This is a genomic window from Helcobacillus massiliensis (assembly GCF_033106145.1).
GTDB classification, from domain to species: domain Bacteria; phylum Actinomycetota; class Actinomycetes; order Actinomycetales; family Dermabacteraceae; genus Helcobacillus; species Helcobacillus massiliensis.
In genome coordinates this window covers 142,673-162,133 of the sequence record NZ_CP136959.1, presented here as the reverse complement: position 1 = coordinate 162,133, position 19,461 = coordinate 142,673, and the positions used below count along the sequence as shown (strand labels likewise).

Below are 19,461 nucleotides of genomic sequence, written 5' to 3'. Positions count from 1 at the left end.
TCAGTCAGTTGTGCCAAAACCGTTCCAATCCCTGTTTCACCTGGTCGACATCCTGCGGGGTGCCGAACAGCTCGAATCGATACATGTGCGGGACCTGGCATTTGGCGGAGATGATGTCTCCCGCCTTGCAGTAGGCCTCGCCGAAGTTGGTGTTGCCACCCGTGATGACACCGCGAATCAGAGTGCGGTTGCGCTTGTCGTTCAGAAAGGTGATGACCTGTTTCGGAACAGCGCCCTTGACGGTGCCGCCCCCGTAGGTGGGGACGACCAGCACGAACTCATCCTCCATCACGAGAGGATCCTCCGTGCGTCGCAGAGGGATCCGATGGACCGAGTCCTCGGAGTAGTCGAGCTTGTCGACGAACCTCTTGGTGTTGCCTGAGACGGACGAGAAGTACACGAGGCTGCCCATTGCGCGCTTCCCTGCCCTTTCTTGCTCGATGTGGTGGGTGCGGCCTGCCCGGCCGACGGGGTCAGACTGCGCGTGCATGCGCCGCGGTGTCCGCCATCTGTGCGGCGGTGGCCTTGATCTTGTCGGGGCGGAAGCCGGCCCAGTGATCGGTCGAGGTCATCACGACGGGCGCCTGCTGGTAGCCGAGGGCCTTGACCGTGGCGAGGGCGTCAGCGTCCTCGGTGAGGTCGACGACGTTGAAGGCAACGCCGGCCTTGGTGAACGCGCGCTTGGTCGCATCGCACTGCACGCACATCGGCTTCGAGTAGACGGTGATCTCCATGGTGACAAGCTGCCTTTCGCTGAGGGACGGGAAGAGCTGAGGGGGCTGGTCTCCTTGTGGATGACCAACGGGGACAACACTACACCTAGTGTCTGAGGCTTTGCCAGACCACTAGATGTACTGAATTACATGGATGTGGTGTGGAGGCATTGTGGATGGAGGTGGACCCTGTGTGCACAGTCCGCGCCTCTCCCGCCCAAACCCGCAGGCCGGCCGTGGATAACCCTGTGGACGAGCGGAGCGGGCCGGTCACGACGGTGGATATCTCGTTCAGAGAACCGGTGGGAAAGCTCTCAGGAAGCAGAGCGCCCGGGTGCAGAACTCGTCTGCGCCCGGGCGTGTCACGCACTGGGATGAGAACGGAGCACTCAGCTCTCGGTCCCGCGAGGAGACTCGCTCGCCTCAGGGGCCGCGTCCGCGGGGGCAGAATCGTCAGCGTTCTCGGGGGCATCGATCGGTTCGGGCACGTCCTCGACTGCCGGCATCGGTTCGGCGGCGTCGTCCGCTCCGTCACCAATCTGGTTGTCTGCCCGGCCGTCCGCTGGGTCGTCCGCCGAGTCAGCGTCGGGGTCGTGGTCGATGTCGCGCCCGTCGGCCTCCGCGATCTGGGCGAGGAGCGTGCGCGCGACCTCGGCGTCCAGCAGCGCGTCCTCCACGGTGCAGCGCGGCGCCGCCCCCTCCGTGATCGTCGCGGCGAACGCCTCGTACATGGCGTACGCGGGCGAGTGCTCCGAGTCGATCTCGGTGGTGACGACCTTGCCGCTGGTCTTCTGCGTCACCGAATAGCGGCCGCACACGTCGAGGTCAGCAGGGTTCGGCAGGTCCACGCGGCCCTGGCGGCGCACGCCGACGAACCGGATCGAATCCCGCAGCTGCGGCGCGAACGGCAGATAGTGCCACACCATCCGCACCCGCGCGCCGTCCTCCAGGGCGCCGAGCACTTCGAACGACCCGGGGGTGACGGTCTCGGGCCACTGCCGAACCGCGTGCAGCTCGGTCATCGCGCCGTACACCGAGCGCAGCACCCCGAGCTGCACGGCCAGACCCGACAGGATGCCCTTGAGCAGCAGGTCGCGGTCCCGCTGGTTCGCGCCCGGGCCGGCAGCAGCCTCCAGCGCCGCATCCATCGCTTCGCGGCGGTGGGTGCGCTCCTCGAACGGCAGGTCGTACGCCGCGGACGTCACGTGGTGGTTGCCGTAGAGGGCGTTCATCGCCGGCATCAGCGTCTCGAACTCGATGATCCGCAGGTCGCGGGCGGTGTTGTCGTCCTCCATCTCCACGAGCGCCTGGTCATGCGCCTGCGCGTTCGCCACCGTCACGAGGGACCGCCCGGTCATCCGCTCGAACTCCGCGATCCGGTTGATCTCCTCGGCGCCGTAGCCGACGGGCGGCTCCAGCAGCACGTGGATGCCGCGCTTGATGATGGCGAGGACGTCGTCGGCCTTGACCCCGTCGGCCGCGTACACCACGGCGTCCACGGCGAGGTCGCGGGCGCGCACCGCCGCCATCAGGTCCTGGACGGACGCGAAGCGGGCGTCCTCGCCGAGGCGCCACTTCTCCCCCACGTCCTGACGGCGGCGCTCGGAGATGTCCACGATCGCCACGGTCTCGAACCGGTCGTGCCGGCGCAGGATCATGGGCAGGTGCACGGACTGGGCCATCGAGCCCAGCCCCACGACAGCGACGCGGATGTTGTCCGCCATTGGTCCTCCCGGGGTCGGCCGGCGCCGCACCGCCCCGGTCTCGGCAGTCGGGGCCGACGGGTGCGCGCTCTCAGCATGTCCCGCCACATTAACGCACGCCCAGCGGAAGCCTCGCATCCCAGGCGCCCCGTCCCGCCCATGCGGGCGTACAGTAGAGAGGTCCCCGCTCCCCCACGCCGCAAAGGATGCGCGCCCCGTGTTCTACGAAAACGCCCGACGGCTCCTCGTCCCCGTGGTTCGTCTCCTCTGGCGGCCCCGCATCGCCGGGCTCGAGAACGTCCCCACCAGCGGGCCCGTGCTGCTCGCCTCCAACCACCTGGCGAACATCGACTCCCTGGTGATCGCCGTGATCGCCACCCGCAAGGTCCGCTTCATCATCAAGGACGAATACTGGAAGCGCACCGGCCTGAAGGCCCGCATCCAGCAGAGGTTCTTCGAGTCGATCGGCTCCGTCCCCGTGGACCGAGGCACCCTGAAGTCCGCCCGCGGCTCCCTCGAGGCCGCCCTCGAGGTCCTCACGGGCGGGGACGTGTTCGCGATCTACCCCGAGGGGACACGGTCGAAGGACGGCCTGCTCGGCAAGGGCAAGCAGGGCGCAGCGTGGCTGGCGCAGAGGTCCGGTGCGCCCGTGGTCCCCGTCGGCCTGAAGGGCACGGAGAAGCTGTGGAACAAGGGGCAGATCCTGCCGCGCCTGCACCGCTTCTCCGTCTCCTTCGGCGCGCCGATCGACTTCTCCGACCTCGAAGAGATCCCCAGTGAGGCCGCCCGGCGCCGCGCTATGACCGAGCGCATCATGGATGAGATTCAGGCACTGTCCGGACAGGAGCGTCGATGAGCATCGTCGTCGGCTACATCCCCACCGCTGAGGGCGACGCCGCCCTGGGCGCGGCCCTCGCCTGGGCGGAGAGCTCCGGCTCGTCCGTCGTGATCGCGAACCTGCAGCGCGGCTCCTCCCCCGATCCCCGGCACGCCACTGCGGACCAGCTGGAGTCGGCCCGCGCCCGCGGCACCGAGGCCGGCCTGTCCGTCGCGGTGCGCACCGTGCAGGTGCCGGAGGACGTCTCCACCTCCACCGCGCTGATCCGCCTGGTGGAGGAGGAGGGCGCCGACTCGCTCACCATCGGGGTGCGCCGCAACCGCGAGTTCGCGCCGCACCTGCTGGGCTCCACGGTGCAGCACATCCTGCTCGACGCCCCCTGCGACGTCCTCGTCGCCTGAGCCCCAGCACAGCTTCCCAGCGCTGCACCCTCACGTCCCCGAACAGACAGCAGACGACCCGCTCAGCATCATGCTGGACGGGTCGTCGTGCATTCCCCAGGCCCCCACCCGGGCCACCGGTCACCCGGCGGTCACGGGTGGGCCCTGCGGGACACGCGGCTCAGAAGCTCACGCGCCCTTGACCTTCGCCTCGATGCGCTCACCGACCTCCTGGTCGATGTTCTTCCAGTACTCGAACACGCGGCTGAGGACCGGCTCCGGGATGTCGGCGACACCACCGGCAACGGTCTCGATGAGGCCCTCGCGCTCCTCCTCGGAGAACACCTCGCGCACCAGGATGCCCGGCTGCACGAAGTCGCTGTCCTCCTCGTGGAGGGTGTACGCGGCGCGGATCATCTCGCCATCGGCCTCCCAGCCGGTCTCTGAGACGACCTCGCCCTCCTGGTAGGCGCGACCGAACGAGTTCGGGCTGTACACCGGAGCGTCACCGCTGTGGTGGAACTGCATCGCACCCTCCTTGTCATAGGAGTTGGTCGGCACGATCGGGGCGTTCACCGGCAGCTGGTTGAAGTTGGTGCCCAGGCGGTTGCGCTGTGCATCCGGGTAGGAGAAGGAACGGCCCAGCAGCATCTTGTCCGGCGACAGGCCGATGCCCGGCACCAGGTTCGACGGGCTGAACGCAGCCTGCTCGATCTCCGCGAAGTGGTTCTTCGGGTTGCGGTTCAGCGTGAAGTGACCCACCTTGATCAGCGGGTAGTCCTTCTTGGAGATCGTCTTGGTGAGGTCGAACGGGTTGAAGCGGTAGGTCTTCGCGTCCTCGTACGGCATCACCTGCACGTGCACATCCCACTTCGGGTGGTCGCCGCTCTCGATCGCCTCGAAGAGGTCACGGCGGTGGGCATCGGCATCCTCACCGGCGATGCGCTCGGCCTCCTCGTTGGACAGGTACTCCACACCCTGCTGCGTGTGGAAGTGGTAGCGCACCCAGAACTTCTCACCGGACTCGTTGACCCACATGTAGGTGTGCGAGCCGTAGCCGTTCATGTGGCGCCAGGTCTTCGGAAGACCGCGCGGGCCCATCAGGTAGGCGACCTGGTGAGCGGACTCCGGCATGAGGGTCCAGAAGTCCCACTGCATGGTGGCCGAGCGCAGACCGGAGTCCGGCAGACGCTTCTGCGAGTGGATGAAGTCGGGGAACTTCATCGGGTCGCGGAGGAAGAACACCGGGGTGTTGTTGCCCGTGATGTCGTAGTTGCCCTCCTGCGTGTAGAACTTGAGGGCGAAGCCGCGGACGTCGCGCCAGGTGTCGGGCGAGCCGAGCTCACCGGCCACGGTGGAGAAGCGGGCCAGCATCGGGGTCTTGCGACCCTTCTGGAACAGGTCCGCCTTGGTGTACTGCGAGACGTCCTCCGTCACCTCGAGCTCACCGAAGGCGCCGGAGCCCTTGGCGTGGGGGCTGCGCTCCGGGATGCGCTCGCGGTCGAAGCGGGCGAGCTTCTCAACGAGGGCGATGTCGTGCAGGAGCAGCGGGCCGTCGTGGGAGACGCTGAGGGAGAAGCGGTCGGACTCGCGGGGAGCACCGTTCTCAGTAGTGGACTTGGCCTTCGGATCGAAGCTGGTCATCATTCCTCCTTGGGGATCTGTGATGAACGATCGGTTCGGTGGGTCAGGAGCGAGCTGCGCAGTCGGGACACAGGCCCCGGTAGGTCACCTCGGCTTCGTCGACAGCGAATCCGTGGGACTCGCTCTCGGCGACGGGGATGCACGGAGCCTCACCGACGGCGCACGGCACGTCCTCCAGGCGGCCGCAGCGGCGGCACACGAGGTGGTGGTGGTTGTCGTGTCGGTGGAGCTCGTACAGTGCGCGGCGGCCGTCGAGGCTGACCTTGCGGGCCAGTCCCGCGTCGGTCAGGGCTGCGAGAACGTCATAGACGGCCTGCTTGGAGACGGCCCCGAGCTTGGCCCGCACCTCGGCGGCGATGACCTCGGCGTCCACATGGGCGCTGGAGGCCAGGACCTCGAGTGCGGCGATGCGCGGTGCAGTGACGCGCAGCCCAGCGTCGCGCAGCGCCTGGACCCAATCGGTCCCGGCGCGCTCTGCGGCGGTGAGGGATGCTGTCATGGCGATAACAGTAGCAACATTTTCTGGACACAGTCCAGGAAATGACTGCCTCCATTCACTTGGTGTTCACCTCGTGGGCCCGACCTAGGGTAGGACCATGACCACCAGCTCTCCTGAGACCCGCGCCCCGATCCGCCCCACGCGGCTCCTGCTGACCGGACGCTTCGCCCGGCGGGTCCATGAGCACCTCGAATCCTGGGGGACGCCCATCCGGCTGCGCCACGCAGCCGAGCCGTCGGCTGAGGACCTCAGCTGGGCGGACTCCGTCGCCGGCTGGCCGTTCCCCGATCCGGACGGCACTGGCCGCTACGTCTGGGCGCACACGATGAGCGCCGGTCTCGACGCCTTCGCGCCGTACACGGACCGCTTCGAGGTCCTCACCCGCACGATCGGCACGATGCCCGAGCAGATGGGCCGGTACGCGCAGGCGTGGGTGCTCAACCACTGCCTGCACACCGCTCACTATGTGCGTGCGCAGGACCGCCGCACGTGGGAGCCGCGCCGCACCGCCCCGCTGCCCGAGCGGGCGGTGGTCCTCGGCACCGGCCCGATCGGCGCAGGGGTCGCACGAGCACTGGAGTCGCTCGGCATCGCAGTGGTGGGCGCGAACCGCTCCGGTCGGGACGCCGACGGGTTCTCCCGCACCGCACCGCTCAGGCAGATCCATCCGGAGCTGGAGCGCGCCGGCGTGGTCGTCTCCGCCCTGCCGGGCACGGAGGAGACAGCGGGGATCCTGAACGATGACCTGTTCTCGCACCTGGACGAGGCGCTGCTGATCAACGTGGGCCGCGGTGTGAGCCTGGATGAGGCGGGGCTGCGCCGGGCACTGGATGCGGGCCGAGTGAGCGGGGCGGTACTGGACGTGTTCGAGACGGAGCCGCTGGATGAGGACTCGTGGCTGTGGGGCGATGAGCGCATCCACATCACGCCGCACATCTCGGCGCAGACCCGGCCCGTGGACATCGCCGCCGCTCTGCATGAGGCGGTGCTGGCGTTCGAGCGGGGCGAGGAGCCGCCGACCGCTGTGCACCTGGCCTGAGGGCCCCTGAAGAAGCGAAGAAGCCGCCTTCCGAAGAAGACGGCTTCTGCTCTGTGTACCCCGTACGGGATTCGAACCCGTGTTGCCGGCGTGAAAGGCAGGTGTCCTAGGCCGCTAGACGAACGGGGCGTACCGGTCCGACTATAGCGGCACCGCGCCACCGCGGCCAACCTGGGATTCCGTCGCGCGTGAGCGATGTCTCCGCGAACGCCCGGCCGTATCAGAGGTCGACCGTCAGCCCCGCCTCGTGCGCCACGATCGCGATCTGCACCCGGTTGGTGCATTCGAGCTTCGCGAAGATCTTCGAGATGTGCGCTTTCACCGTTGCTTCACTCATGAACAGGCGCTGTCCGATCTGCGCGTTGGAGAAGCCGGCGCCCACGTTCGCGAGCACCTCGGTCTCCCGCTGCGTCAGCTTGTCCAGGCCCGGCACCTCCGGCGCGGCCTGCGCGGGGTTCGCGTGCGTGAAGTGCTCCAGCATGCGGCGGGTCACCGCCGGCGACAGCATCGCATCGCCGCGCGCCACGACCTCCACCGCGCTGATCAGATCCCGTGGCGGCGTGTCCTTCAGCAGGAACCCCGCGGCCCCGGCCTCCAGGGCAGCGAACACGTACTCGTCCAGGTCGAAGGTGGTGAGCATAATGACTCGCGGCGATTTCGGCAGCGCCTTCACACTGCGCAGCGCGGTCAGGCCGTCCACCTTCGGCATCCGCACGTCCATCAGGAGCACGTCCGGGTAGTGGCGGTTGACCAGGTCCACGGCGTCGGCCCCGTCGGCCCCCTCCCCCACCACGGTGATCGTGGGGGCGGATCCGAGGATCATGCTGAGGCCGGCGCGGACCAGGGAGTCGTCGTCGATGAGGACCACCCGGGTGGGGCGGTCGGCGGGTGCGGAATCAGAAGCGGTCATAGCGTTCCTCGGATCGTCAGCAAGGCGGGGCGGGCGGCGGGCGGATCGGGGTCAGGAGGTGGGGCAGGCGCCCCAGGGGATCTCAGCGCGGACGGTGAAGTCCCCACGGGCCGACGGGAGAACACGGAACGTGCCGCCGGCCTGCTTGACCCGCTCCTCGATCCCGACCAGTCCCATCCTCGCACCCGGGAGGGAATGGTTCGGGTGGTCGGGGATCCGATTGTGCACCTCGATGCACAGGGCGCGCTGCCCCGCGGCCTCGGACCCGTCGGCCCCCTCCAGCGGGCACCGGCCGATCACGACCAGTGCCGCGCGGTTCAGCGCGTGCTTGTGGACGTTCGTCAGGCATTCCTGCAGGACCCGGTAGGCGGTGCGAGCCACCGCCTCGGGCACAACCGCATCGTCGCCGAGGCGGTTGTCGAGTTCGATCCGGGCGCCGGCATTGTTGGAGGTCTCCACCAGGCCGATGACATCGGACCAGGCCGGCTGCGGCGTCAGGGGCGCGCTGGTGTCCTCGTCCCGCAGAACCCCGAGAACCTGCCGCAGCTCCGTGAGCGCGTTCGATGCAGTCGACCGGATCAGCGCGGTCCCCTCCGCCATCTGTTCGCGCGTGAGCGAATCGTTCACCTCCATCGCACCGGCCTGCAGCGCGATCAGGGAGATCTTGTGCGCCACGATGTCGTGCATCTCCCGGGCGATGCGGGTGCGCTCCGATGCCCGGGCCTGCTCCACGGCGGCTCTGCGGCCCTCCTGCGCGATCCGAAGCCGATCCTCCATCGCCGCGGTCCTCTCCCGCCGCATCGCGACATAGATGCCGATCGCCATCGCCAGGCTGAGCGACAGCAGGGCGATCAGCTCCAGGGAGGTGATCATCACCGCTTCGAAGGTAGGGGTGATGGGGTCGTTCGCGAACTCCGGGTCGTTGATGAGCCGCTCGCGTTCGCCCGTCAGGAAGTAGGAGCCGACGTTCCACGCCACGTGCGCGGTGATCGTGCCGCCCAGCCAGGCGCCCGTCCGCATCCGGCTGGGCTGGCGCTTCGCGTACCCGTACATCGCGATGTGGGCGAACGGGAAGCGGCCGAAGCTCAGCAGCATGACCAGCGGCAGGCTCCAGCGCCAGGTGCGGTGCCGGGTCAAGAGGAGCGCGAAGCACACCGTGGAGATGACGAACCCCATCACCTGTCGCCACGTCACGGTGAGGAACTGCAGGACCAGAAGCATGGCCAGCACTTCCAGTGCGAAGAGGATGCAGATGACGATCGTTCCCAGTCGGGGCCGGACGAAGCGCACGAAGCGCAGGGCGGCGTCATCCAGAGCGGAAGCGGTGGGGGCGTCGGTGTTCACGACCCCAGTGTGGCGGCTCGTGACTGCTCGCCGCCAGCTCCGAGGACCACCGCTGGCCCAAAGTCGTACCCGTCATGGCAGACAGTCGATGCCTGAACGCCTCCTCCGGGCCGCTCGGGTGGTTCAATGGCAGGCACGACACCGGACACGAAGGACACCATGACAGTGCATTCGCCTCGCCGACGCCGCAGCGCCGCGGCCCTCATCGCCTCAGCCGTGCTCGCGCTGTCCGGCTGCGGGTTCATCTCCTCCCTCAGCGGCGACGGCGACACGGACACGACCAAGCCCGGAACCGCTCCCGGCATCACCGACGCGAAGCTCGACGAGCCGCGCAGCCTCGACGGCGCCTCCCCGATCGGCCCCGGCACCGACGGCATGGCACAGCTGACCGGAGCCTCCCCCGTCGCCACCGACTCCGACGCCCTCAAGCTCACGGTCGACCCCCGCACCGACGGGGCCTACGCGAAGTACTACTCGCAGAAGATCGAATGGAAGGGCTGCGAGAAGCCCGAATGGCGGCAGGCGCAGTGCGCGACCGTGACGGTCCCGCTGCAGTGGTCCGACCCGTCCAAGGGCAACATCGAGCTGCAGCTGACGCGGCGCGCCGCCGCCGATGGTGAGAGGAAGGGTTCGATCCTCATCAACCCGGGCGGGCCCGGTGGGTCCGGCGCCGACATGGTCGGCAGCTACGGTGATTATGTCGTCACCGACACCCTGCGCAGCAGCTTCGACATCGTCGGCTTCGACCCGCGCGGTGTGGCCGACTCCCACGGCATTCGGTGCATCGGCGATGACAAGATGGACGCCTGGATGGACGGCACCTACTTCTCCTCCGACCCCGATGACGTCGAGGGGCAGGCCAAGGAGATGAAGGAGGCGTTCGATCAGTGCGCCCAGAACTCCGGCGACATCCTGCCGTACATGGACACCTTCTCCTCCGCCCGCGACATGGACGTGATCCGCGCGGCGCTCGGCGAGGACAAACTCGACTACCTCGGCTTCTCCTACGGCACCTTCCTCGGCGCCACCTACGCCGAGCTGTTCCCGGACACCACCGGCCACTTCGTGCTGGACGGCGCGGTCGACCCGCAGCTGACCGGCGACGAGATCGCCGCCGGGCAGGCGCGGGGCTTCCAGGCTTCCCTGGAGAAGTTCGCGAAGTTCTGCATGGACAGCGGCTCCGAATGCCCGCTGACCGGCACCCCCGAAGAGGGCGCCCAGCAGATGATGGACTGGGCCTCGAGCCTCGAGGACAAGCCGTTGAAGGGCCCCGACGGCCGCTCCCTCACCCCGAACCTCGCACGCACCACCATCATCTCGATGATGTACAACACGCAGAACTGGCAGCCGCTGCAGAACGGCCTCAACCAGGCCATGAAGAACGGCGACGCCACCACCATGATGATGCTGGCGGACTTCGCCACCGAACGGAACCAGGACGGCACCTACAAGGGCAACTCCACCTGGTCGATCAACGCCGTCAACTGCCTGGACCGCCAGTACGTGACGGACCAGAAGTGGATGGATGAGGAGTCCGAGCGCCTGAAGAAGGCGTACCCCGCCGTCGGCGATCAGATGGCCTACACCGGAGCCATCTGCGGGTCCTGGCCGCAGAAGCCGGTCCGGCAGGCCGCCACCATCGACGCCGAGGGCGCCGGCCCGATCGTGGTGATCGGCACGAAGAACGACCCCGCCACCCCGTACGAGTGGTCGGTGAGCCTCAATGAGCAGCTCGCTGACTCCACCCTCATCACCTACGACGGCTGGGGCCATACCGCCTACGGCTCCTCCGGCGGCTGCGTGGAGGACGCGGTGGACGAGTTCTTCCTCAACGGCACCAAGCCGCAGGACGGCCTGACCTGCTCGTGACCTGAGCGACAGTTCCCCCGACCGCTTTGCCCACCCGTTGAGGCGCTGTGTAGATTAGGGAGGCGTTGCCTCCTTAGCTCAGTCGGTAGAGCGTTTCACTCGTAATGAAAAGGTCGCCGGTTCGATTCCGGCAGGGGGCTCCGAGAGAAGCGGCCCGCTCCAGCACACACGCTGGGCGGGCCGCTTCGCTGTGCAGTGAGGGGGCCGACGGGTGCCGCCGCCCGCCGAGTCCGAGCCTCCGCTGGGAGGCCGGCGGTGAAGCTGAACGCGCACCCAGCGCGCGGGCCTACCGTGGGGAGAGGACCAATCCCAGGGGCGGCTGTCTGAGCCGCCCGGCGAGGAGGAGACATGACCGAGCGGCAGTCGTTCGACTACGTCATCATCGGCGGCGGCATCGCCGGCGCAAACGCCCTGGCGCGCCTGCGGGAACTCGACCCCGACGCCACCTGTGCTCTGTTCAGCGCCGAGAAGAACCCGCCGATCTACCGGCCCGTCCTTTCCAAGGACCTGTGGCTGGACGGCGAGGAGACCGCTGAGGGCAACCACCTCGTCCCCGCCGGCGATGAGGACCTCGTCCATCTGCAGACCCGGGTGGAGTCCCTGGACCCGTCGGCCAAGCTGCTGACGCTGAAGGACGGCACCGAGGTCGAGTACGGCGCCCTGCTGCTGGCGACCGGGATGTCGCCGGTGAAGAACGGCATGGCGCCGTCGGACCGGATCGCGTTCTTCCGCACCGAAGGCGACTACGACAGGGTGCGGGAGCTCGCGAAGCCCGGTGCGCACCTCGTGGTCGCCGGCGGCGGCTACATCGCCACCGAGATGGCGGCCGCGCTCGTGCAGCAGGATGGTGTGACGGTCACGTTCGTGACGCCGTCGCTGCCGCTGCTGGGCCATATGCTGCCTGCTGAGCTCTCCGATCGGATCACTCGGCGCTTCGAGAAGGCGGGCGTGCAGCTCGTCACCGGCCGTGTGGAGACGGCGGAGAACACCACCGACGGCGTCCGCGTGCAGCTGGAGGACGGTCAGTCCGTCGCCGGTGACGGCGCAGTGATCGGCATCGGCGCGTTCCCCAACGTGGGGCTGGCGAAGCGGGCCGGTCTCCACATCGACGAGGCCACGGAAGGCGTCCGCGTCGACGCGGGCCTGCGCACCTCCCACGACAGCATCTTCGCCGCCGGCGACATCGCCACCTACGAGGACTCCGCGCTCGGTGTCCGCCGCGTGGAGCACGCCGATCAGGCGGAGCGGATGGGAAGGGCCGCCGGCAAGGCGATGACCGGCGCCGAGGTGAACTACACCCGCACCCCCATGTTCTGGTCCGACCTCTTCGAGGACGGGTACGAAGCGGTCGGCGAGATCGACTCGTCGCTGCAGACCGTCGTGGACGCCGGGAACGACGACCTCGACACCGCCGCCGTCTACTACCTGAAGGACGGGGTGGTGCGCGGAGTCCTCACCTGGAACGTGTACGGGAAGATGGATCAGGCGCGCCGCCTGATCAAGCGGACCGTCACCGAGCCGGTGCAGGATCCCGCGTCGCTGAAGGGCGCCGTCCCCCTTGCCTGATCGTCCCCGCGGCTGCAGCGGCATGATCGCGATCCTCACCGGGATCGGGATCCTCGCCGTCGGCGTCGGCATCATCGCAGCCGCCGCCCTGTGGAACGGCCACCTCATGTCCCTCTACGGCGCCACCAGCGCCTGGGTGGGGATCCTGTTCGTGCTCGGCTGGGCGGTGTGCCTGCTCGGCTCCGCCGTGTTCTCCGTGGGGCTGCTGGCGAGCTTCGTGATCGCCTCCGGCGCCTCCGCCCGCAGCCGGGCCGCGAGCGCCCGCGACCTGGAGGGCGAACGGATCGTCCCGTAGGGGACGCGCTACAGCCGGGCGGTCCTCAGCGGGGCGGTCCTCAGCGGGGCGGGCGGCGCTTGGTCCGCGCCGTCGCCTCCGCACTCCACGGGTCCTCCGGCCACGGATGCTTCGGGTAGCGCCCCCGCATCTCCGCCCTCACCTGTGCATACGCACCGTCCCAGAACGACGCCAGGTCATCGGTCACCGCCAGCGGCCGCCGCGCCGGCGACAGCAGGTGGAACTGGATCGATGCCGCGCCGTCCGCGATCCGCGGTGACTGAGCCAGCCCGGACATCTCCTGCAGCTTCACCTCCGCCACGACCCGGCCCGGGGCGGAATGCTCGGCCCCGTCGCTCGCGTCGGCCCCGTCGGCTTCCTCCAGCGGCGGGTAGGTGAGCCGGATGGCGGAGCCCGACGGCACCTCCAGCCGCTCCGGCGCCAGCTCCCTCAGGCGGCCTGCGGCGGGCCAGGGCAGCAGGCGCTGCAGGATCGGCAGCATATCGATGGCCGACGGGCGCACCGGTTTCCCGCCGATCCCCGCGAGGCGGTCCAGTTCCGGCGCCGCGACGTCGTCGAGCCGGGCGATGATCGCTGCGTCCGACAGGTCAGGCCACGGCTCCCCCAGCGTGCGGTGGAGGAACTGCACCCGTTCGCGCAGGGAGCGGGCGGCGTCACTGAAGCGGAATGCGCCCAGTCCCTGCTCGCGGATCCCGTCGATGACGGCTGCGCGCGCCTCAGGCCCCTCCGGCCGTGCCGGTGCACTGGACAGGGTGATGGCGCCGAGGGAGCGGATGCGCCGCGCCTGGGCACCCTGCTCGGTGAATCGGGTGGTGACGCGGTCGGCCAGCAGGTGCTCTCCCATGCTCAGCGCCGTCTCCTCCGAGATCGCGGCGGCGAGCCGCGCCACCGCACCGGTTCCGGCGGCGGCGCGGGCCTGCGACCGGCCGGAGTGCGCCACCACGATCCACTCCTGGGTCGCGAGGTGACCGGCCGGCACGCCCACACGGGTGCCGGAGGCGAGGAGGAAGGATGCGGCTCCGTCGGGCCCATCGACCATGCGGCGGGCGATGTTCAGCGGGAAGGCGCGAGCGATGACCCGCCCGACGGCGTCCGGGTCAGTGCCCGACTCACCCGCACCCCCGCCTGTTCCTGAGCCCGAGCTTGAGCCTGAGCCTGTGCCGGTGCCTGCGGATCGCGCGGCGATGCGGCGCAGGCGCTCCGCTTCCCGCTGATGCTTCCTGTCACCGCGGGCGGCGGCGAGCGCGCGGTCCGCTTCCAGGGACGCGGGGCGCCCGTCGGCCCCCAGCAGCGCGATGACGTCAGCGGCGAGCTCCCCCTCCCCCGCGGACGCCGAGTCGAGGAGGGCACGGGCGAGGCGCGGATCGGTGGGGACGGCGGCGAGCATCCGGCCCAGTTCCGTGGCGTGCCCGGTCTCCATGAGCGCGCCGATGGCGGTGAGGTCAGTGCGAGCATCGGCGGCGGCGCGCGGATTGAACGGCTCGAGCATCCGCAGTCCCTCCCCGCCCGGGGCGCCCCAGCAAGCGGCGGTCAGCATCGCGCCGGTGAGGTCCGCCGTGGTGACCTCCGCAGCGGCGGCCTGGGCGGCGCCCGCAGCGGTCGACGGGTCGCAGCAGCGGATCACGGTGCCGGGGCCGAGCCGTGCGGCGCGGCCGGCGCGCTGCGTCATCGACGCCTTGGATGCCGTCAGCGTCACCAGTCCGGTCATGCGCCGCAGGGAGTCGCGGCGCGGCTCCCGTGCCAGGGCGCTGTCCACCACCACGCGCACACCGGGCACGGTGAGGGAGGACTCCGCGAGGGCTGTGGAGACGATGATGCGGCGGCCGGGGGCGTCACCGCCGGAGACGATGCGGTCCTGCTCGCGAGGCGGCACCTGCCCGTGCAGTTCGAGGACCTCCACGCCTGAGTCGGTGAGGCGGTCGCGGATCCCGTCGGCGCAGCGGCTGACCTCCCGTGCCCCGGGCAGGAACACCAGTACATCGCTGTCCGGATGGGTGCGGTGGGCGTCGGCGGCGGTCGCGGCGACGTGCTCGAGGAATGCCGGTGTGACGCCGCGGTCATCGAGCCGAGGCCCCGGCGGCGGCGCCCACTGTTCGGTGAGGGGGTGCAGGGCGGTGGGCGAGTCGATGACGGGTGCGCCGTCCATGAGGCGGGAGAAGCGGGCGGCGTCGAGCGTGGCCGAGAGGGCCAGCAGGCGCATGTCGCCGCGCAGCTCCCGCACATCCAGCAGCATGGCGAGCGCGAGGTCGGAGTCGAGGGCGCGTTCGTGGACCTCATCGAGGATCACCGCGCTGACACCGGTGAGCTCCGGGTCCGCGAGGAGGCGGTTGATGAGGATGCCGGGGGTGACGAACTCGATGATCGTGCTGGGACGGGTGGTGGACTCACCGCGGACGCTGAACGCGACGGCGCCCGTCGGCAGGTCGGGGCAGAGCTGGTGGAGGCGACGGGCGGCGGCGCGCGCGGCCACCCTCCGGGGCTGGATGACGATGACGCGCCCACCCGCGAGGTTCGCGACCAGCGGCGGGACGAGGGTGGTCTTGCCGGTGCCGGGCGGGGCCTGCACGACCGCGGCGGCGTCCTCGGCGGTGAGGGCGCGGGCGAGGTCGTCCAGGACGTCGGCGAAGACGAGGCCGGAGCCGATGGCGGTCAGGTCGAAGGGAGTCTCGGGGAGGTGCACGCACCCATTGTGCCCACTGCCGGGATGAGCGATCATGGTCACATGAAGATCGACCGCACGCTCGCTGACGTCCAGACCTGGCTGACCGATATGGACGGCGTCCTCGTCCACGAGAACCATGCGCTGCCGGGCGCGGCGGAGCTGATCGATCACTGGCGGGAGAAGGGGCAGCGCTTTCTGGTGCTGACCAACAATTCGATCTACACCCCGCGCGACCTCAACGCGCGCCTGCAGGCCTCCGGCATCGACATCCCGGAGGAGTCGATCTGGACGTCGGCGCTGGCGGCCGCGCAGTTCCTGAAGAAGCAGCTGCCCGGCGGCCGCGCCTACGTGATCGGCGAAGTGGGCCTCACCTCCGCGCTGCACGACGCCGGGTTCGTCATCACCGACACGAAGCCGGACGTGGTGGTGCTCGGCGAGGTGCGCACCTACTCCTTCGAGGCGATCACCCGCGCGATCCGTCTGATCTCCGAGGGCGCCCGCTTCATCGCCACCAACCCGGACGCGACCGGTCCGTCCCGAGAGGGCATCGTGCCCGCCACCGGCGCGGTCTCGGCGCTGATCACGGAGGCGACGGGCCGTCACCCGTATGTGGTGGGCAAGCCGAACCCGATGATGTTCCGCTCCGCCCTCAACCAGATCGAGGCGCACTCGGAGACGACCGCGATGATCGGCGACCGGATGGACACCGACATCGTCGCCGGGATGGAAGCCGGCATGCACACGATCCTCGTCTACACGGGCATCACGCAGCCGGGCACGCTGGAGCAGTTCCCGTTCCGTCCCGACCAGGACTTCGACGGTGTGGCGGAGCTGCTGGAGGAGCTGAAGGACCTGACCTGACCTGTGCGATCAGAGTCACAGCCCCAGGATTGGCGCTCGGCCCTGGGGTCGCGTAGAGTATTTCTTGTCGCTCCGAGAGGGGCGGAAAAAATGAGGCCCTGTAGCTCAGTTGGTTAGAGTGCCGCCCTGTCACGGCGGAGGTCGCCGGTTCAAGCCCGGTCAGGGTCGCAGGACGAACAAGAGCCCCACTTCGGTGGGGCTCTTGTTGTTTGTGCGGACGCGGACGCGCAGCGGCTCCGCGCTGAACGGTGTCCGCGTTCAGGCGGGGCCGGCTGCGCTGACTGTGCCGCAGGTCATGACCGAGTGAGCGCCCTCACCAGCGGGACTTCTCCATCGCCTCCACGGCCGCGTCGTCCTCCCGCCACGGCTTCTCCACCAGCAGGGTGAACACCCAGAAGACGATGGTGAAGCAGATCGCTGCGGCGATCACGATCCCGCCGCCCAGCAGGATCGTGCCGAACAGCAGCGCCGCGAGCGGCGGCAGCGCCAGGTCCACCACCGTCACGGCAGTGCTGCCGGGGCGGGGGTGGCGGCGGCGCAGCGCCACCACGTGGAACATCACCGCGCTGACGGTCTCCACCAGGATCATGGCGACGAACGCGAAGGTCAGCGCGTGGGAGAGGGTGATCTCGCTGATGGCGCCCGTGGCGGAGGTGGCGAACAGCATCAGCGCCACGAACACTGCCTTGATGGCGCCGGAGATCATGTGGCCGGTGAGGGTGGCCGAGAAGCTCGGCACGCGGTCATCGTAGAGCGCTTGATTCATAGGAGTCCTCCAACTGTTCGGCGGCGCATGCCCAGGTGCGGCGCTGCGCCCGCTCGGCGGCGGAGCGGGACAGTGACTCGAGGGCGGCGGGGCTGGTGATGAGGGTGCGGATGCCGTCGGCCCAGGCCGACGGGTCCCGGGTGTCCATCAGGATCCCGGTGACGTGGTCGATGACGGATTCGCGCATGCCGCTGGAGCGGTGCGCGATCACGGGGGTGCCGGAGGCCGCGGCTTCGATGTTGATGATGCCGTAGGTCTCCGAATAGGACGGGTTGATCAGCAGGTCACTGCCGGCGAGGAGAGCGGCGAGGTCCTCCCGGTCGACAGCGCCGACGAACCGCACCCGGTCGCTGACGCCGAGTTCGGCCGTCAGGGCGTGCAGCCGGCGTTCGTAGTCGCGGTAGTCCTCGGCGGCGGCTCCGGCGATGGTGAGCGTGACGTCCTCGTCGCGGAGGGCGGCGAGGATGCGGATCGCCTGGTCGATGCCCTTGAGGGGTTCGAGGCGGGCCACGCAGGCGAGGCGATGGGGCCCCTCCCCCTGTGCTGCGGCGGTGGGCGCGGCACCCGTCGGCCCGCTCGGTACGGCCTTGCGGGGGTGGAACAGGTCGAGGTCCACCCCGGGGCGGACCACGTCGATCGCATCCGGGTCGGCGCCGCACCGCTGGATGATCATCTGCTTCTCGGTGTCGGAGACGGCGATGACGAGATCCGATTCTGCGGCGGCGCGCTGCTCCCCTGCCCGGCGGCCGTCCGATTCGGGCTGCTCGCCGGCGTCGAGGCCGTCCTCGCCCACGGCCGCGGCCACGGAGTGGTAGCTGACGGCGTGCGGGATGCTGCGGCGGCGGGCGATGTCGAGGACCGCGGCGGCGGAGAACCAGTGGTGGGAGTGGATGATGTCCACGCCGTCGCCGTGCTCCTCACACCAGGTGTCGAACGCGTCGGCGAACGGGGCGATGAGGCGTTCCGCCTGCGGTTTCGGAACGGTGACGGGCGGCCCCACCGGCAGGTGGTGGAGGGTGACGCCGGGGTGGACGTCGCGTCGGTCCGGCTGGTCGGGGGCGGTGCGGCGGGTGACGAGGTCGACCTGCCAGCCGCGGTCGGCGAGGGCGGCGGCGATGCTGGATACCATCACGTTCATGCCGCCTGCGTCCGCGGAGCCGGGGCCCGCGATCGGGGAGGTGTGGACGGTCACCATGACGACGCGGCGCCCCGCGGGGGCAGCGCCGCCGGGTGCGGGACGGCAATCTGGAGCGGGGCGGCCGACGGGTGCCCCACTCATGCACCGACCTCGACGCCGCGCAGCCCCACGCTCGTCTCGATCGGGGTGCGCTGCCCGCCCACGTGGACGAGCTCGTCGCCGTCGACCCGCATCTGCGTCGGGTAGTGGGCGAGCGCACGCTGCGCTGCCCGGAACCCGTCTGAGGCGTCCAGGCGGGTGAACCCGGCGTCGCTCTCGGGGCCGACGGGTGAGAGCACCTCCAGCATCGGCAGGCCCGTGACGCGCGCCGTTTCGACCGCGACCTCGTGCGCCCGCACATGGTCGGGGTGGCCGTAGCTGCCGTACTGGTCGTAGGAAATGATCGCGGTCGCGCCGAAGTCAGCGGCGAAGGCGGCGGCATCCGCGGCCGCCTCCGCGATCGGCGCGGCGGTGAAGGTGCGCTCATCGGTGGTGTCGGCGGGGCCTGCCACGCCCGGTGCGACCCACTGCATGCCAGAGTCGCGGTAGTGGCGGGGCTGGGCGCCCTCGCGCAGGGCCGGCTCAGTGCCGAGGTAGGCGTGGGCATCGACCGCCAGTTCCCGCAGCGAGCCGGCGAGTTCGCGGGCGCGGACCGTGACGAGGTCGTCCCCGTCGGCCAGCGTCCCCGGCACGTATTCGCCCTCCTCCCCGCGGGTGCAGGTGAGGACGGCGACGGCAATGCCGCGGCCGGTGGCCCAGGCGGTGAGTGCACCGGTCTGGGCCGCTTCGTCGTCGGGGTGGGCGTGGATGAACAGGAGGCGGTGCTGATCTGCTCGGACGTCACTGCTGGTGAGGGCGGCGATCAGCGCGGAAGAGGTGCTCAACGGGTCGTCCTGGGGGTTCGGGGGTGGTGCCCTCAGCGTAGTGGGTGCGCCTCCACCCGGGTTCGGGCGTGGCCTCCCTCTCAGTGGGGCCGACGGATTCGCGCCGCGCATCGGTTCTTGCTACTCTGATCTGGTTCGTGAGCACCACTGAGTGTTCGTGACACGGCTCTGTAGCTCAGTTGGTAGAGCGTTCGACTGAAAATCGAAAGGTCACCGGATCGACGCCGGTCGGAGCCACTGGAACCCCCGCGTAGCTTCTACATCGCGGGGGTTCCTTCATGCCCGGGGGCATGCACGAAGCTGCAGCGTCA

18 protein-coding genes and 4 tRNA genes are annotated in these 19,461 nt (G+C 69.7%); 10 read left to right on the top strand and 12 right to left on the bottom strand.

What is annotated here, in order from left to right; all coding sequences use genetic code 11:
• Positions 1 to 4 precede the first annotated feature (4 nt).
• The 3 genes from nrdI to R3I40_RS00765 form a co-directional block, all read right to left on the bottom strand.
• Positions 5 to 412, bottom strand: a complete 408-nt coding sequence (gene nrdI, locus R3I40_RS00775; RefSeq protein ID WP_183377190.1) for a class Ib ribonucleoside-diphosphate reductase assembly flavoprotein NrdI — start codon at positions 410 to 412, stop codon at positions 5 to 7.
• A gap of 61 nt (positions 413 to 473) precedes the next feature.
• Positions 474 to 734: a glutaredoxin-like protein NrdH gene (gene nrdH, locus R3I40_RS00770; RefSeq protein ID WP_183377191.1), complete on the bottom strand. Its 261-nt coding sequence runs from the start codon at positions 732 to 734 to the stop codon at positions 474 to 476.
• 368 nt (positions 735 to 1,102) lie between these two features.
• Positions 1,103 to 2,437, bottom strand: coding sequence for a Gfo/Idh/MocA family oxidoreductase (locus R3I40_RS00765; RefSeq protein WP_285262004.1), 1,335 nt, complete (start codon positions 2,435 to 2,437; stop codon positions 1,103 to 1,105).
• A 196-nt stretch (positions 2,438 to 2,633) separates the two neighbouring features.
• Between R3I40_RS00765 and R3I40_RS00760 the strand changes: the two genes are divergently transcribed.
• Together R3I40_RS00760 and R3I40_RS00755 are read left to right on the top strand one after the other, a co-directional pair.
• A complete protein-coding gene (locus R3I40_RS00760; RefSeq protein WP_239375760.1) occupies positions 2,634 to 3,272 on the top strand; it encodes a lysophospholipid acyltransferase family protein in 639 nt (212 codons plus the stop codon).
• Positions 3,269 to 3,655 carry a universal stress protein gene (locus R3I40_RS00755; protein ID WP_239375758.1) on the top strand — a complete coding sequence of 129 codons (387 nt, stop codon included), beginning with the start codon at positions 3,269 to 3,271 and terminating at the stop codon, positions 3,653 to 3,655. Before R3I40_RS00760 ends, R3I40_RS00755 begins: the two co-directional genes overlap by 4 nt.
• 168 nt (positions 3,656 to 3,823) lie before the next feature.
• Here R3I40_RS00755 and R3I40_RS00750 read toward each other — a convergent pair whose 3' ends face one another.
• Both R3I40_RS00750 and R3I40_RS00745 read right to left on the bottom strand, forming a co-directional pair.
• Complete coding sequence (locus tag R3I40_RS00750; protein ID WP_239375756.1) at positions 3,824 to 5,278, bottom strand: catalase; 1,455 nt, start codon at positions 5,276 to 5,278, stop codon at positions 3,824 to 3,826.
• Positions 5,279 to 5,321: 43 nt separating this feature from the next.
• Positions 5,322 to 5,777 (bottom strand): Fur family transcriptional regulator, encoded by a 456-nt coding sequence (locus R3I40_RS00745; RefSeq protein ID WP_239375754.1) that lies wholly within the window; start codon positions 5,775 to 5,777, stop codon positions 5,322 to 5,324.
• A gap of 97 nt (positions 5,778 to 5,874) precedes the next feature.
• On the opposite strand from R3I40_RS00745, the gene R3I40_RS00740 reads away from it, so the two are divergent.
• Positions 5,875 to 6,816, top strand: a complete 942-nt coding sequence (locus tag R3I40_RS00740; protein WP_239375752.1) for an NAD(P)-dependent oxidoreductase — start codon at positions 5,875 to 5,877, stop codon at positions 6,814 to 6,816.
• 56 nt (positions 6,817 to 6,872) lie between these two features.
• On the opposite strand, the gene R3I40_RS00735 is transcribed toward R3I40_RS00740, so the two are convergent.
• The 3 genes from R3I40_RS00735 to R3I40_RS00725 all read right to left on the bottom strand — a co-directional run bounded on the left by R3I40_RS00735 (position 6,873) and on the right by R3I40_RS00725 (position 9,070).
• A tRNA-Glu gene (locus R3I40_RS00735) sits at positions 6,873 to 6,945 on the bottom strand.
• 91 nt (positions 6,946 to 7,036) lie between these two features.
• Positions 7,037 to 7,726 (bottom strand): response regulator, encoded by a 690-nt coding sequence (locus R3I40_RS00730; RefSeq protein WP_239375750.1) that lies wholly within the window; start codon positions 7,724 to 7,726, stop codon positions 7,037 to 7,039.
• 51 nt (positions 7,727 to 7,777) lie between these two features.
• Complete coding sequence (locus tag R3I40_RS00725) at positions 7,778 to 9,070, bottom strand: sensor histidine kinase (RefSeq protein ID WP_239375748.1); 1,293 nt, start codon at positions 9,068 to 9,070, stop codon at positions 7,778 to 7,780.
• Between the two features lie 126 nt (positions 9,071 to 9,196).
• On the opposite strand from R3I40_RS00725, the gene R3I40_RS00720 reads away from it, so the two are divergent.
• From R3I40_RS00720 to R3I40_RS00705, 4 genes are all read left to right on the top strand, one after another.
• A complete protein-coding gene (locus tag R3I40_RS00720) occupies positions 9,197 to 10,939 on the top strand; it encodes an alpha/beta hydrolase (RefSeq protein ID WP_285262005.1) in 1,743 nt (580 codons plus the stop codon).
• Between the two features lie 67 nt (positions 10,940 to 11,006).
• Positions 11,007 to 11,079: transfer RNA gene (locus tag R3I40_RS00715), tRNA-Thr, on the top strand.
• Positions 11,080 to 11,287: 208 nt separating this feature from the next.
• Positions 11,288 to 12,505, top strand: coding sequence for an NAD(P)/FAD-dependent oxidoreductase (locus R3I40_RS00710; protein WP_285262006.1), 1,218 nt, complete (start codon positions 11,288 to 11,290; stop codon positions 12,503 to 12,505).
• Positions 12,498 to 12,800, top strand: coding sequence for a hypothetical protein (locus R3I40_RS00705; RefSeq protein ID WP_285262007.1), 303 nt, complete (start codon positions 12,498 to 12,500; stop codon positions 12,798 to 12,800). Before R3I40_RS00710 ends, R3I40_RS00705 begins: the two co-directional genes overlap by 8 nt.
• A gap of 40 nt (positions 12,801 to 12,840) precedes the next feature.
• Here the strand turns inward: R3I40_RS00705 and hrpB are convergent, their stop codons facing one another.
• Positions 12,841 to 15,480 (bottom strand): ATP-dependent helicase HrpB, encoded by a 2,640-nt coding sequence (gene hrpB / locus R3I40_RS00700; protein ID WP_285262008.1) that lies wholly within the window; start codon positions 15,478 to 15,480, stop codon positions 12,841 to 12,843.
• Positions 15,481 to 15,522: 42 nt separating this feature from the next.
• On the opposite strand from hrpB, the gene R3I40_RS00695 reads away from it, so the two are divergent.
• A complete protein-coding gene (locus tag R3I40_RS00695; RefSeq protein ID WP_285262009.1) occupies positions 15,523 to 16,323 on the top strand; it encodes an HAD-IIA family hydrolase in 801 nt (266 codons plus the stop codon).
• 94 nt (positions 16,324 to 16,417) lie between these two features.
• Positions 16,418 to 16,491 (top strand) — tRNA-Asp (locus tag R3I40_RS00690).
• A 145-nt stretch (positions 16,492 to 16,636) separates the two neighbouring features.
• Here R3I40_RS00690 and R3I40_RS00685 read toward each other — a convergent pair.
• The 3 genes from R3I40_RS00685 to R3I40_RS00675 form a co-directional block, all read right to left on the bottom strand.
• Positions 16,637 to 17,062 carry a hypothetical protein gene (locus R3I40_RS00685; RefSeq protein ID WP_239375735.1) on the bottom strand — a complete coding sequence of 142 codons (426 nt, stop codon included), beginning with the start codon at positions 17,060 to 17,062 and terminating at the stop codon, positions 16,637 to 16,639.
• 4 nt (positions 17,063 to 17,066) lie between these two features.
• Positions 17,067 to 18,284 (bottom strand): glycosyltransferase, encoded by a 1,218-nt coding sequence (locus R3I40_RS00680; RefSeq protein WP_239375733.1) that lies wholly within the window; start codon positions 18,282 to 18,284, stop codon positions 17,067 to 17,069.
• 80 nt (positions 18,285 to 18,364) lie between these two features.
• On the bottom strand, positions 18,365 to 19,150 hold the full coding sequence (locus R3I40_RS00675; RefSeq protein ID WP_183376305.1) for a PIG-L family deacetylase: 786 nt from the start codon (positions 19,148 to 19,150) through the stop codon (positions 18,365 to 18,367).
• 164 nt (positions 19,151 to 19,314) lie between these two features.
• Between R3I40_RS00675 and R3I40_RS00670 the strand changes: the two genes are divergently transcribed.
• Positions 19,315 to 19,387, top strand: a tRNA-Phe gene (locus R3I40_RS00670).
• Positions 19,388 to 19,461 lie beyond the last annotated feature (74 nt).

What these genes read in the sequence shown, in the direction of transcription:
- nrdI (WP_183377190.1), bottom strand. Translation starts at nt 412, where the DNA reads ATGGGCAGCCTCGTGTACTTCTCGTCCGTCTCAGGCAACACCAAGAGG.
- nrdH (WP_183377191.1), bottom strand. Translation starts at nt 734, where the DNA reads ATGGAGATCACCGTCTACTCGAAGCCGATGTGCGTGCAGTGCGATGCG.
- R3I40_RS00765 (WP_285262004.1), bottom strand. Translation starts at nt 2,437, where the DNA reads ATGGCGGACAACATCCGCGTCGCTGTCGTGGGGCTGGGCTCGATGGCC.
- R3I40_RS00755 (WP_239375758.1), top strand. Translation starts at nt 3,269, where the DNA reads ATGAGCATCGTCGTCGGCTACATCCCCACCGCTGAGGGCGACGCCGCC.
- R3I40_RS00750 (WP_239375756.1), bottom strand. Translation starts at nt 5,278, where the DNA reads ATGACCAGCTTCGATCCGAAGGCCAAGTCCACTACTGAGAACGGTGCT.
- R3I40_RS00745 (WP_239375754.1), bottom strand. Translation starts at nt 5,777, where the DNA reads ATGACAGCATCCCTCACCGCCGCAGAGCGCGCCGGGACCGATTGGGTC.
- R3I40_RS00740 (WP_239375752.1), top strand. Translation starts at nt 5,875, where the DNA reads ATGACCACCAGCTCTCCTGAGACCCGCGCCCCGATCCGCCCCACGCGG.
- R3I40_RS00730 (WP_239375750.1), bottom strand. Translation starts at nt 7,726, where the DNA reads ATGACCGCTTCTGATTCCGCACCCGCCGACCGCCCCACCCGGGTGGTC.
- R3I40_RS00720 (WP_285262005.1), top strand. Translation starts at nt 9,197, where the DNA reads ATGGCAGGCACGACACCGGACACGAAGGACACCATGACAGTGCATTCG.
- R3I40_RS00710 (WP_285262006.1), top strand. Translation starts at nt 11,288, where the DNA reads ATGACCGAGCGGCAGTCGTTCGACTACGTCATCATCGGCGGCGGCATC.
- R3I40_RS00695 (WP_285262009.1), top strand. Translation starts at nt 15,523, where the DNA reads ATGAAGATCGACCGCACGCTCGCTGACGTCCAGACCTGGCTGACCGAT.
- R3I40_RS00680 (WP_239375733.1), bottom strand. Translation starts at nt 18,284, where the DNA reads ATGGTGACCGTCCACACCTCCCCGATCGCGGGCCCCGGCTCCGCGGAC.